The following is a 13,585-nucleotide window of genomic DNA, read 5'->3' as shown; positions in this document are numbered from 1 at the left end:
CGAGTATGTTTAAGCAATACCTGCAAGTCACGAAACCAGGCATCATCTTTGGCAACCTGATCTCCGTAATCGGAGGGTTCCTGCTGGCCTCTAAAGGCAGCATTGATTACGCCCTCTTTATTTACACGCTGGTCGGTGTGTCACTGGTGGTTGCGTCCGGTTGTGTATTTAACAACTACATCGACATGGATATCGACAAGAAGATGGAAAGGACCAAAAATCGGGTGCTGGTTAAAGGCCTGATTGCCCCTTCCGTCTCGCTGGTGTACGCCACCTTGCTGGGTATTGCTGGCTTTATGCTGCTGTGGTTTGGTGCTAACCCTCTGGCCTGCTGGCTGGGGGTGATGGGGTTCGTGGTGTATGTGGGCTTCTACAGCCTGTATATGAAACGTCACTCCGTCTACGGCACGCTGATTGGTTCTCTCTCCGGCGCTGCGCCGCCGGTGATTGGCTACTGCGCCGTCACGAACGAGTTCGACAGCGGTGCGCTCATCCTGCTGGCTATCTTTAGCCTGTGGCAGATGCCGCACTCCTACGCCATCGCGATTTTCCGCTTTAAGGATTATCAGGCGGCGAACATTCCGGTTCTGCCGGTCGTGAAAGGCATTTCAGTTGCCAAAAACCACATCACGCTGTACATCATCGCTTTTGCCGTGGCAACGCTGATGCTCTCTCTGGGCGGTTACGCCGGATATAAATATCTGGTGGTAGCAGCCGCGGTGAGCGTCTGGTGGCTCGGCATGGCCCTGCGCGGTTACAAAGTGGAAGATGACAAAGTCTGGGCACGTAAGCTGTTTGTGTTCTCAATTGTCGCCATCACCTCTCTGTCCGTGATGATGTCCGTCGACTTCATGGTGCCAGATTCACAAAACCTGCTGACTTACGTCTGGTAAGCTGGCTGAAGTGAAAACGCCGGGTTTAGCCCGGCGTTTTTTATTGGTGCGGCGTCACCCCTTTCTTCAATAGTATATTGCCGTATTTCGCGGTCTCCCCCGTCACCACAATGGCGTACGCTTTCTGTGCCCGCGCATAAAACGCATACCGATCGATACGCGTAATCCCCTCCCCTTCCGCCTCACCGAAGAGTGCGTGGCGATAGCGCGCTTCCACCCGTATATCAAGCGTATCCCCGTCGACAGGGGCCATCATCACCAGCGGTGGCGCATAGCTGTCGAGTTCAAACAGCGGGATCACCGCCGCCAGCAAATCGCTGACGAGCAGGCCATCTGCGCGGATCACCTTTGGCCCCAGGCTATGCGCGGGAAAGTGCGCATCTGCAAAAATAATCTCGTCACCATGGCCCATTTCTGCCAGCGTTTTCAGCAGCTCGGGTGAAATCAGTGGGGATATCGTTTTAAGCACGGGTTTGCTCCTCAGGATAGAAATAACGGTAACGATAGTGGACCCGATCGCGAGCAGCCTCAGCGCTGGACGTTTCTCCGACGCCCCACCATCCGTATAAAGACGCCCCCAGCACGGTCGTATCAGCGTCTTCAAGCACCTTCACCGGGATCCCAAGCGCATTGGCCTTAAGCTGGTTCCACAGCCTGTTGCGGCTACCTCCCCCCACCAGCAGGAGTTCACGCGCCTTAAACTGCGCAATCGCCTCCAGCGCCAGGAGGTTTTCTTGCAGATGCACCGTGAGTCCTTCCAGGGCTGCGCGGTAAAAATGCGCTGGCGTGGTGTTGAGCGTAACGCCCTGCCAGCCCGCGAGCGGGGAATCGAGCAGTTGGGTATTCATCGTGACGCCATCCGCGCCGTGCGGGATCGCCGCCGCCTGAGTCAGGATGGTGTCCCAGTCGGCATCAGGCGACCAGAACAGCGCGCGGATCCACTCCAGCACGCCAGACGCCAGATATTGCAGTCCCGGATTATAAAGCCCCGTCCGGCTATCCAGTTCGCAGGTTGCGCCCGGGTATTGCACCAGCGAGGCGGTATTAACCTGCGAGGTGCGCGCCATCAAAATCTCCCAGGTTCCCGACGAGAGAACCGGCTCATTAACCCCCGCACCGGCACCAAAAAGGGCGAACTGCGTGTCGTGCCCGGCGGAGATCACCGGCACGCCGCAGGGCAATCCGAGCCTGGATGCCGCGTCGGGCTGCAATTCACCCATCATTTCGCCGGGGGAAACCAGCGGCGGGAAAAGGGAATGAGGGACGCCTGTCCTGCTTAAGATCGTTTCGCTGAAGCGCCGCTGATGGAGATCGAACATCTGGCTGGTACCGGCCATCGTGAGATCGGTCGTCATCTTTCCGGTCAGGCGATGGTTGATAAGCGAGGAGATAAAAAGCCAGGCGTGAGCACGCTGTAACAGTTCGGGATGGTTGTCCTGAAGCCAGCGTAGCTTATACAACGTGTTAAAACTAAACTGGCCAACGCCGGTGATCTGCTGTAGTTCAGCCGGAGAGCACGAACGGGCAACCGTCTCCATCACCGGCACGGTGCGTGGGCATTTCCAGCTAATGATCGGGTAAAGCAGCGCTCCACGCTCATCCACCAGCGCGCCATCCACGCCAAAGGTCGTCACACTCATTCCGCACAGGTGATGCTCGCTCAGCACTGCGCTGATTTTCTGACAACAGACGGCAAAACGTTGCATGATGGCGTCGAGCGACCACTGGTGCCAGGCCGGATTTTCAGCGGCGCTCTCGCTTTCATTTGCCACCGCGGCGCGCGCCACAATATTCCCTTCAGGATCCAGCGCAATGGCGCGCACGTTAGTCGCGCCACAATCGAGAACCAGAAAACATTTTTTCATCGCGGTCCCCACAGGCTGCCAGCCCGCCAGAGCAGGCTGACAGGCCGGTTTAATGTTTGTATAACGGTCCGTAATTTTCACAGGCGCGGTAATCCTGCCCTTCTGGATCCATACCGTGAGCGCCCCAGGCCGTCGGCCGATAAATCAGCGCCTCCGGCACGTTATGCATGCACACAGGAATACGCAGCATGGACGCCAGGGTGATGAAATCAGCCCCGACGTGCCCGACGGTTAATACCCCGTGGTTAGCGCCCCAGTTCGCCATCACTGAATAGACGTCGCTGAACGGGCCTTTCCCGGTCAGGCGTGGGGCAAACCAGGTGGTCGGCCAGGTTGAATCGGTGCGCTGATTCAGAATGTCATGCACCTGTTCCGGCAACTCAACGCTCCAGCCTTCCGCTATCTGTAATACCGGCCCCACGCCCTTAATGAGGTTTACGCGGGTCATGGTAAATGGCACGCCACCCCGGGTGAGGAAGTTTGATGAGAAACCGCCCCCGCGGAAGTATTCATGCACCGCCGGACACCAGTGGGTTGCGGCCAGGCACGCGCTGGCTTCCTGCTCAGTAATGTCCCAGTGCGGTTTCAGGGTCGGTTTTCCCTCGGCGTCTTTCTGCTCCGCGGTACCGTCCAGCGCCGCCGAGCCGGAGTTGATCAGATGAATAATGCCGTGTTCAGCCCGTCCAGTGAGCTTCTGGCCGGTCACACGCTCCACCGACTCCGGCGACCAGTAGGTGCGTACATCAGCAAAAATCTGCGCAGTACCGGTCATCAGGTGCCCAAACAGCATCGCTACCCCGTTCAGGCTGTCATTTTCCGTCGCCACCACGAACGGCTGGCGAATACCGTTCCAGTCGAAGGAGCTGTTCAGCAGCGCTTCTGCGGTATCGCCATTCGGATAGTGATCCGTCCAGTGGCGCTGCCCCTGGAAGCCGGACGCAATGGCGTTATAGCCCAGCGATTCCTCCACGCGGCCCATCGCAGCAAGTTTGGGGTTGCCCTGCATCATGTCGCGAATGCACATCGCCATCAGCAGGCTTTCGCGTAAAATCGCGGCATTTTCCTGTTCATTGCGGCGATACTGCACCGCGTTTTTATCCTCGCCGAAACGGAAATGGGCTTGCGCCCAGTCCAGGGCCAGCTCAAGTTCTTGTTCGTCGTAAATCTTATGATCGATGCGGCGACGCAGTTCGGTCATATCCACCGCCTGCACCTTCATCCCCAGCCAGGATTCAAAGAAGTTGTGATCGACAATCGAGCCAGCGATACCCATCGAGACGCCGCCCACCGACAGATAACTTTTCCCCTTCATGCTGGCGACCGCCAGGCCCGCCCGGGCAAAGCGCAACAGTTTTTCCTCAACGTCTGCCGGGATGGCCTCATCGCCCGCATCCTGTACATCGTGGCCGTAAATGGAAAACGCCGGGATCCCTTTCTGATTATGCGCCGCCAGCGCCGCCGCAAGGTATACCGCCCCCGGACGCTCGGTGCCGTTAAAGCCCCAGATCGCTTTCGGACGCAGCGGATCCATATCTATGGTTTCACTCCCGTAACACCAGCAGGGGGTGACGGTGATCGTCAGACCCACGTGGCACGTGCTGAACTTCTCTTCACACGCGGCAGACTCCGCCATTCCGGCAATACAGCTATCAGCAATCACGCACTCGACGGGCGTACCGCAGGGGTGGCGTAATTTTTCACTGAGTAGCGCCGCCGTGGCTTTCGCCATGTTCATGGTCTGCTCTTCCAGAGACTCGCGTACCCCCATTCGGCGGCCATCAATAACAGGTCGAATGCCAATCCGGGGTAACGCTTTTATCGTTTTCATAGCCCTTCCTCACGTTGGTTAACCTATCCGTCTCAGGGGGCATCGCCGTGAAAAAGCGCCCGGGCAGCACCGTGAACGGAAAGCGGTGAAATTTGCTAACTCGAATTAGCTTAGGGTTCACTCTAAAAATGAGACAAGGTAAATGTGCAGGATCTGTGAGCAAATTCACGATGAGAGGTCAAAATTCGATCAGCGTCAGGTATTACGATTCAGCAAAAATAAAATATATCTTTTAAATTCAATCAAATAACAAAATACCTTTGCACGGCGTCACAATTTGAATACAAATGATTTGGCTAAATTATGACCCTAAAATAGCTTTTAAGGACGAAAGCTAAGTCGAGTTAGCTTATTAACCACATCACTGTGCCTTGTGATTCATTGCCTTTCCAACACAGGAATTTTGCAATGTCAGAGACTCTTATTCAGATGACGCGCATCACCAAACGCTTTCCCGGCGTGCTGGCGCTGAATCAGGTTGATTTCGATTTACGCCGCGGCGAAGTTCATGCCCTGTTAGGTGAAAATGGTGCCGGAAAATCGACGCTAATGAAAATATTGTCCGGTGTTTACCAGCCCGATGCCGGTGAAATTCGCTTTGAAGGGCAATCCGTATCATTCAGCGATCCGCTAAGTGCTCAGCACGCAGGTATTACGATTATCCATCAGGAATTTAATCTCTTTCCCGATTTAACCGTGGAAGAGAATATCTTTATTGGCCGTGAGTTTTGCAAAAAGAGTCGCTGGCAGTTAGATAAACGCGCCCAGCGACAGGCAGTTGAGAAAATACTGCACACGCTGAATTTAAAAATCGCCCCTGACACCCGCGTCAGTGAATTAACCGTAGCCCAGCAGCAGATGGTGGAAATTGCCAAAGCGATTTCGGTTAATGCCAAAGTGCTGATCATGGATGAACCCACCGCCGCCCTGACTGAAAGTGAAATAGAGAGTCTGTTTGACGTCACGCGGATGCTCAAGGCTCAGGGCACGGGGATTGTCTATATTTCGCACCGTCTGGAAGAGCTGGCGCTGATCGCCGATCGCGCCACCGTCATGCGCGACGGACAATACATCGCCACAGTGGATTATGAAACGGTCCAGATTGGCGAGCTTATCGCCATGATGGTTGGCCGCAATCTCGATAACATCTACCCAAAACGGCCGCCGCCTCAGCGTAGAGAAAAAGTGCTGGAGGTGAACGGCCTGTCGCGTAACGGCGTACTGCATGACATCTCCTTCACCCTCTGGCGCGGTGAGATCCTCGGCCTCGCTGGCTTAATGGGCGCAGGCCGAACGGAACTGGGCCGTGCCCTGTTCGGTGCCGATGCGATCGACGGCGGTACCCTGACGCTGAACGGCATCCCCACCCGAATTAAAAACGTGGCTGACGCCATTGAAAAAGGCATCAGCTATTTAACAGAAGACCGCAAAAAAGAGGGACTCGCCCTCGGCCTTTCCGTTGAGATGAACATTATGCTCGGCAATTATCCGGACTACGCCGGTGCCGCGGGTCATGTCAACGAAAAACGCTGCCGGGAGGCCAGCCAGAAACTGGTGGATGCACTGCGAATAAAAACGCCGTATCTGGAACAGGCGGCACTGAATTTAAGCGGCGGTAATCAACAGAAGATTATTATTGCCCGCTGGGTCTGTAAAGACACCGATATTTTAATTTTTGATGAGCCAACCCGGGGAATTGATGTCGGCGCCAGGCGGGAAATTTATGAATTAATGAACCGCCTTGTCGCGAAAGGTAAATCGATCATCATGATTTCATCCGAACTGCCGGAAGTATTAGGAATGTGCGACCGCATACTCGTGATGCGCAGCGGCCGCATAGCCGGTGAAATAGAGGCTGAGCACGCCACCCAGGAAAAAATCATGCAATACGCCACGCTGGAGGATTAATCATGTCCGTTACCGTTCCATCGCCGCAAAGCGGAAACCCTACGATGAAAATAAATAAAGCGCTCCTGATGCGTCTGGCGCCCCTTTTAAGCCTGGTGCTGCTGGTTCTGTTTTTCAGCTTCAGCTCACCGTTCTTCTTTAATACTGAAAATATCATGACTATCGCCCTGCAAACGGCGGTGATTGGCATCATGGCCATTGGCGTGACCTTTGTGATTATTACCGCCGGGATCGACCTGTCACTCGGTTCGGTGGTAGCGTTCTCCGGTGTTGCCGTTGGCATAACCGCCGGGTTCGGTATGCCGCTGCCGGTCTGTATTCTGGCGGGCGTGCTGGCCGGTGGCGTATGCGGGTATGTGAACGCCTTTCTGGTCACCAAAATGACCATTCCACCGTTTATTGCCACCCTCGGCCTGATGATGTCGGTACGCGGCATCAATATGGTGATGACCGATGGCCGCGCGATCTATTTTTCTGACTACCCACAGTTCAAGCTGCTGGCGCAGGGCCGCCTGTTCGACATTCTGCCTTATCCGGTGTTTTACCTGGTCATCGTGGCGCTGATCGCCATGTGGATCCTGAAGAAAACGGTGATGGGCCGCTATATCTACGCAGTCGGCAGCAATGAAACGGCGGCACATCTTTCCGGGATCAACGTCCAGCGCGTGAAAATTTTCGTTTACGCCTTCTGCGGTCTGTTAACCGGCGTGGCCGGGGTGATCCTCGCCTCTCGTCTCAACTCCGGCCAGCCAACCGTAGGCGTAGGTTATGAGCTGGAAGCCATTGCGGCGGTCGTGATCGGCGGGACCAGTCTGATGGGCGGCGTGGGCACCATTGGCGGCACCATCATAGGCGCGTTCATTATGAGCGTGCTGAAGAATGGCCTCAATCTCATGGGCGTGTCCCAGTTCTGGCAGATGGTGGCGATGGGCGTGGTCGTCGTTGCCGCCGTCTACCTGGACACGTTACGTAAAAGAATGCGTTAGGTTCTCGATACAACAAGCCCTGCCAACCCTACAACGGAGCAAAATAATGAAAACCAGCCATATCCTGAGCGCCCTGTCGCTCGTTGCCATCCTGTCCAGCAGCGCGCTGGCCAAAGATTTAAACCTGCCGGTGGTCAGTAAAGGTTACCAGCACGAATTCTGGCAGACGGTCAAAATGGGGACGGAAGCTGCCGCAAAAGAGTTAGGTGACAAAACCAGCTACGTTGGCCCTGCCGATGAAACGCAAATCGCCGAGCAGATCCAGCTAGTCGAAAACACCATGGCACAAAAGCCAAACGGCCTGTTGCTGGCTGCCCTTGATGCAAACGCCCTTGCCCCGCTGGTGGAAACCGCCAACAGCCGGGGGATCAAAGTGGTGACCTTCGACTCAGGCGTGAACTCCGATATCCCGGCCAGCTTTGTCGCCACCAATAACCGTAAGGCGGGCGCACAGGCGGCGGATGCGCTGGCGGAGCAGGTTGGCCAGAAGGGGAAAGTGGGTATTATCGCCCACGTAGCCGGGACGACGTCAGCCATTGAGCGCTCTGAAGGGTTCAGCGAGCGGATGAAAGAGAAATACCCGAATATTCAGGTACTGCCAGTGCAATACAGCGATGGCGACCCGCAAAAAGCGATGGATAAAACCATTGATATGGTTCAGGCCAACCCGGATATCGCCGGTATTTATGCCACCAATGAAGGCTCAACCCTGGGCGTTGCGAACGCTATCGACAGCCAGAATCTGAAGGGCAAAGTGAAAGTCATCGGTTTTGACAGCACTGAAGCCATCATTAACTTCCTCAAAAACGGCGTGATTCAGGGCTTCGTGGTGCAGGATGCGTACCAGATTGGTTATCAGGGCATAAAAGCGCTGAACGCGGTAATTTCCGGACAAACAATGGCGAAAGAAATTGATATTCCAGTGAAATATGTCAATGCGCAGAATATCAACACTCCTGAAATTGATAAACTGTTACATCCATTTGGTAAAAAATAAGGATGTTCATGATGCGTGACGGCTATTTTCTCGGGGTCGATGTGGGTTCAGCCAGCGTGCGTGCAGGGCTTTACTCTGCGCAAGGCGCGCGGTTGAGCTTCGCGACTCGTCCGATTTCACAGTTTCACGCCAGCAACGCGCGCGTGGAACAATCCTCTGCGGAGATCTGGCAGCAGGTCTGCGCGGTGGTGCGGGAAGCCGTCGCCTCCTCTGGGATCTCACCCGACGCCATTCGTTCGATTGGCTTCGACGCTACGTGCTCACTGGTCGCGCTGGATGCGGACGGTAACGGCCTGAGCGTCTCCCCGGACAGCCCGGCCTCGCAGGACATCATTATGTGGATGGATCATCGTGCTCGCGAAGAGACCGTCCGCATCAATGCCACACGCGACCCGGCCCTGGGCTACGTGGGCGGCGAGGTGAGCATTGAGATGGAACTGCCCAAACTGCTGTGGTTGCAGCGGCACCATCCTGACACCTGGGATCGGGCCTGGCGTTTTTTCGACCTGGCCGATTTTCTGGTCTGGAAAGCGACGGGCCAGGACGCCGCCAGCCTGTGCACCCTCACCTGTAAATGGAACTACCTTGCGCATGAGGCGCGGTTCAGCGAGTCGCTGCTCAGGGATGTGGGGCTGGAAACCTTACTGACTAAAATTCCCGATACTATTCTGGACGTTGCTGAATGTGTCGGGAAACTCAGCCCGCAGGCAGCGCAAGCGCTGGGTTTGCACGAAGAAGTGGTGGTGGCAAGCGGCATGATCGATGCCCACGCAGGTGGCGTAGCGCTGACCGGATCCCATCCGGAAGGCACGCTGGCGCTCATCAGCGGGACCTCGAACTGCCACATGCTCGCCAGTCAGACGGAGATCAACACGCCCGGCGTCTGGGGGCCTTACTGGAGCGCCATGCTGCCGGGCTACTGGCTGACGGAGGGCGGGCAAAGTGCTGCCGGAGCGCTGGTGGACTGGACGTTGCGCGAGCACGGTGCCAGTGCAGACCTGTTTGCCAAAGCAGAAGCGGCGCAACGTCATCCGGTGGCGCTGCTCAACGACTGGGTAGCCGCACTAGAGCAGGAAGAGAAGTATCCCACCCGCAACCTGCACATTCTGGCCGATCACCACGGCAACCGTTCGCCGCGTTCGCGTCCGGATGCGCGGGGCAGCGTGGTCGGCCTGACATTAGAGACCGGTGAACGCGCGCTGGCGAGGCTTTATCTGGCCACGCTACAGGCCATCGCCTATGGCACGCGACACATTATGGATACCCTGAAACACCACGGGCACAGCTTGTCGCGCATTGTCATTTGTGGCGGAGCCACTCATAACCGGCTCTGGCTGCGGGAGTATGCCGATGCCACGGGCTGCGATATCCATCTTTTAGCCGAAGAAGATGCCGTCACCCTCGGCGCGGCCATTTGTGGCGCTGTGGCGAGCGGTGCATGGGCAACGCTGACCGACGCTACCCGTGAAATGGTTAAAGCTGGCGACATCATCACCCGTCGTCCGGAAACCGCAGCCTTCCACCGGCAAAAATATGAGGCGTACCTGATGCTGTGGACCCAGCAGCAGTCGCTTAATATCCTGATGCAGCAGGAAATGTAATGGCAGGATGCATATGCTTTATCAGCAGTTTTTTTACGTACGTTAAGGATTGAGGCGTAGCAATGGCCAAAACAGTTGAACAGATAGCGAAGGATCTGAATTTATCCGTCACCACCGTGCGGCTGGTACTGGGCGGGAAAGCCGAACAGTACCGGATCAGTGTGAAAACACAGTCCCGAATTAATGAACACGTTGAGCGCTTCGGCTATACCCTCAACCATTCGGCACGCAGTCTTAAGCTAAACAAAACCGAGACGCTGGGGCTTATCGTGCCCAACATCTCGAACGTGTTCTTTGCAACCCTCGCCGAGAAACTCGAACTGCGCTGCCGCCGTTCGGGCTACCAGCTGATGATCAGCTGTACTTACAACGATGTGGATTACGAAAATAAGCTGGTGAAAGCCCTGATGGCGCGCAACGTGGACGGCTTGTTCATCGTTCCCTCGACGCTGGAAAACCAGCAGCATCATTTGCGGCAGATCCAAAAACCCCTGGTGCTCCTCGACCGGGATTTTGGCTTTACTGACAACGCGCTGGTTGAGAGTCATAACGAGGCCGGGGGGGATGAACTGGCCCGGAACATGCTGGCAGAGAGCAAAACGCCGCTCTGGTTCCTGGTGGGCGATACCGCCCTGCCCAGCATTACGGACCGTCTGAACGGCTATTTGCAGGCCCTGAAAGCCGCCGGTATTCACCACCGCGAGTGGGTCATCGAAGGGCCAGACAATACGCCGGAAGGGGGATATGCCCTGATGGATTCGCTTATTGACAGCCAGGGTGTGCCGCAGGCGTTTATCGCCTCATCGTTACCGGTACTGGAAGGGGCAATCGAAGCCCTGCGCACGCGTACCGGCACCGTGCCCCCACACATCAATATCGGCACCTTCGATGAGCACCCCATGCTGGGGTTCCTGCCTAACAGCGTCTGGTCCATGCAGCAGGATGAAGATACCTGGGCGGAAAAAGCGTTTGAACTGATGCAGCGAGCCATCGACGGCGAAGCGGTCAACGAGACGGCGAAAGTCGATATGAAGCTGGTCAAACGTTCCCGCCAGTAAAAATAAAACTGTACCCGGAGAATAAAAATGGAACGAGCCCGATTAGCCAGAGACATTATCGACACCTGCCTTGAGATGACCCGGATGGGGTTAAATCAGGGCACCGCAGGCAATATCAGCGTTCGCTATCGCGACGGCATGCTGATTACGCCCACCGGTATTCCCTACGAGCATCTGACCGAAGAGAGTATCGTCTATGTCGATGCCAAGGGACGGCACGAAGAAGATAAACTGCCGTCCAGCGAATGGCGTTTTCATCAGGTTGTGTATCAGACCCGCCCGGACGCTCACGCCGTCGTCCATAACCATGCGGTTAACAGCACCGCCGTCTCGATACTCAACCGCCCTATTCCTGCCATTCACTATATGATTGCCGCCGCCGGGGGAAACTCCATTCCCTGCGCGCCTTACGCGACCTTCGGGACACGCGCGCTGTCAGAGCATGTCGCGGTCGCGTTACGCGATCGTAAAGCGACGCTGTTGCAGCACCACGGGCTGATTACCTGCGAAGAAAATCTCGAAAAGGCACTATGGCTGGCGCAGGAGGTCGAGGTGCTGGCAAAACTCTACCTGGCCACGCTGGCGATTGTGGATCCCGTTCCGGTACTCAGCGATGAAGAAATTGCCATTGTTCTTGAGAAATTCAAAAGCTACGGGTTGCGCATTGAGGCGTAATTTTTTATCCGGGGGTGCTTTTATTACACCCTCGTAATATCTCTTAAACAAACACCTATTTACCGCACTTATCACCCCGCCTAAACTATGGCCTGCTTTTTGGTAGAGGTGGTAATGAACGATTACAAAATGACGCCAGGCGAGCTACGCGCGACCTGGGGTTTAGGGACTGTGTTTTCGCTACGGATGCTTGGCATGTTTATGGTCCTGCCTGTTCTGACCACGTACGGCATGGCGCTACAGGGGGCCAGCGAAGCGCTGATTGGCCTTGCGATTGGCATTTACGGTCTGGCGCAGGCCATTTTTCAGATCCCGTTTGGGCTGCTTTCCGATCGCGTTGGGCGTAAACCGCTGATTGTCGGCGGGCTGGCGGTGTTTATTATCGGTAGCGTCATTGCTGCGCTTTCAGATTCTATCTGGGGCATTATTCTTGGTCGCGCGCTTCAGGGATCAGGGGCGATTGCCGCCGCCGTGATGGCGCTCCTCTCAGATTTAACCCGCGAGCAAAATCGGACGAAAGCGATGGCCTTTATTGGCGTCAGTTTTGGCATCACCTTCGCCATTGCCATGGTATTAGGACCGATTATTACTCATGCCCTTGGCCTCAACGCCTTGTTCTGGATGATTGCCGTTCTCGCCGCCACAGGCATTGTCATTACCCTCTGGGTGGTGCCAGACAGCAAGAATCATGTTCTGAACCGCGAGTCGGGCATGGTCAAAGGTAGCTTCAGTAAAGTACTGGCTGAGCCCAGACTGCTGAAACTCAACGTTGGCATTATGTGTCTGCACATTTTGTTGATGTCTACCTTTGTCGCGCTGCCCGGCCAGCTTGCCGCTGCGGGCCTGTCCGCCGCCGAACACTGGAAAGTATATCTGGTAACGATGCTGATTTCGTTTGCTTCCGTAGTGCCGTTTATTATCTATGCCGAAGTTAAGCGTCAGATGAAACGGGTATTCCTGGGCTGCGTGACCCTGATTGTGATTGCAGAAATTATTCTCTGGGGTGCAGGCTCACACTTCTGGGAATTGATTATCGGCGTTCAGCTCTTTTTTCTGGCGTTTAATCTGATGGAAGCCCTCCTCCCCTCGCTTATCAGCAAAGAGTCACCGGCAGGATATAAAGGCACGGCGATGGGCGTTTATTCCACCAGCCAGTTTCTGGGCGTCGCGATTGGCGGCTCGCTGGGTGGCTGGGTTGACGGGATGTTTGACGGCCAGACCGTGTTTCTGGTTGGCGCGCTGCTGGCAATGGTATGGCTGGCCGTGGCAAGCACGATGAAAGAGCCGCCTTATGTCAGCAGCCTGCGCGTGGAAATTCCGGAAGGCGTGGAGATAAACGCCTTGCTGCAACAGCGTCTGGAAACAAAAGAAGGGGTTAGCGAGGTCTTCATTGTCCCTGAAGAGCGTAGCGTCTACGTCAAAATTGACAGTAAAGTGACCAATCGCTACGAAGTCGAACAAGCCCTGGTTTAAGCGACTGTTCAATCATGTCAGGCACATTTCGCATGTGCCTGACCGCACCGAGAAATCATTCATATAATCTATATAAAAATACGTTACCCCACACTCCAGGAAATATAATCTTCCATTTTGTTTCAGGATAACCGTAAAACGTTACCATTTTTCACTGTTTTTAGCTTAACTCCCGCGCACAGCAGTTAAAGTAATAATAAAATTCACTCAACAATTCATTTCATAAAATGTATTCACATCACCTTAAAACAGTCGTTAAATTTCCTACATTGTATAACGTCAAATTCTAAATACACTTTTG

Annotated in this window: 11 protein-coding genes; 8 read left to right on the top strand and 3 right to left on the bottom strand. The window is 55.2% G+C overall.

Features of this window, described 5'->3' with window-relative positions:
- The first annotated feature begins 5 nt into the window (after nt 1–5).
- Complete coding sequence (gene cyoE, locus ACOTX7_RS02070; protein WP_221256986.1) at nt 6–893, top strand: heme o synthase; 888 nt, start codon at nt 6–8, stop codon at nt 891–893.
- Nucleotides 894–933: 40 nt separating this feature from the next.
- On the opposite strand, the gene fucU is transcribed toward cyoE, so the two are convergent.
- From fucU to fucI, 3 genes are read right to left on the bottom strand one after another with little or no spacing between them, the layout of a single operon-like run.
- Nucleotides 934–1,362: an L-fucose mutarotase gene (gene fucU, locus ACOTX7_RS02065; protein WP_125357850.1), complete on the bottom strand. Its 429-nt coding sequence runs from the start codon at nt 1,360–1,362 to the stop codon at nt 934–936.
- The gene (fucK, locus tag ACOTX7_RS02060) at nt 1,355–2,758 is read right to left on the bottom strand and encodes an L-fuculokinase (protein WP_221256985.1); all 1,404 of its coding nucleotides are present in this window, start codon (nt 2,756–2,758) and stop codon (nt 1,355–1,357) included. Before fucK ends, fucU begins: the two co-directional genes overlap by 8 nt.
- Nucleotides 2,759–2,807: 49 nt before the next feature.
- Nucleotides 2,808–4,586 (bottom strand): L-fucose isomerase, encoded by a 1,779-nt coding sequence (gene fucI, locus ACOTX7_RS02055; protein ID WP_125357854.1) that lies wholly within the window; start codon nt 4,584–4,586, stop codon nt 2,808–2,810.
- A gap of 408 nt (nt 4,587–4,994) precedes the next feature.
- Between fucI and ACOTX7_RS02050 the strand changes: the two genes are divergently transcribed.
- The 7 genes from ACOTX7_RS02050 (at nt 4,995) to ACOTX7_RS02020 (ending at nt 13,284) form a co-directional block, all read left to right on the top strand.
- Nucleotides 4,995–6,494 (top strand): sugar ABC transporter ATP-binding protein, encoded by a 1,500-nt coding sequence (locus tag ACOTX7_RS02050; protein ID WP_221256984.1) that lies wholly within the window; start codon nt 4,995–4,997, stop codon nt 6,492–6,494.
- A gap of 2 nt (nt 6,495–6,496) precedes the next feature.
- Complete coding sequence (locus ACOTX7_RS02045) at nt 6,497–7,480, top strand: ABC transporter permease (RefSeq protein WP_039273230.1); 984 nt, start codon at nt 6,497–6,499, stop codon at nt 7,478–7,480.
- A 46-nt stretch (nt 7,481–7,526) separates the two neighbouring features.
- On the top strand, nt 7,527–8,477 hold the full coding sequence (locus ACOTX7_RS02040; RefSeq protein WP_221256983.1) for an ABC transporter substrate-binding protein: 951 nt from the start codon (nt 7,527–7,529) through the stop codon (nt 8,475–8,477).
- An 11-nt stretch (nt 8,478–8,488) separates the two neighbouring features.
- A complete protein-coding gene (locus tag ACOTX7_RS02035) occupies nt 8,489–10,078 on the top strand; it encodes an FGGY-family carbohydrate kinase (RefSeq protein WP_221257212.1) in 1,590 nt (529 codons plus the stop codon).
- A 62-nt stretch (nt 10,079–10,140) separates the two neighbouring features.
- Nucleotides 10,141–11,136, top strand: a complete 996-nt coding sequence (locus ACOTX7_RS02030) for a LacI family DNA-binding transcriptional regulator (protein ID WP_006809896.1) — start codon at nt 10,141–10,143, stop codon at nt 11,134–11,136.
- A 27-nt stretch (nt 11,137–11,163) separates the two neighbouring features.
- Entirely contained in the window at nt 11,164–11,811 is a 648-nt protein-coding gene (gene fucA / locus ACOTX7_RS02025; protein WP_221256982.1) for an L-fuculose-phosphate aldolase, read from the top strand.
- A gap of 114 nt (nt 11,812–11,925) precedes the next feature.
- Entirely contained in the window at nt 11,926–13,284 is a 1,359-nt protein-coding gene (locus tag ACOTX7_RS02020; protein ID WP_221813003.1) for an MFS transporter, read from the top strand.
- The last annotated feature ends 301 nt before the right edge of the window (nt 13,285–13,585 follow it).

This window comes from Enterobacter cloacae complex sp. IR5418, assembly GCF_049238105.1.
Taxonomy (GTDB): domain Bacteria; phylum Pseudomonadota; class Gammaproteobacteria; order Enterobacterales; family Enterobacteriaceae; genus Enterobacter; species Enterobacter hormaechei.
Note: the sequence above shows the minus strand (reverse complement) of the source record. Positions and strands in the feature narration are given on the sequence as shown.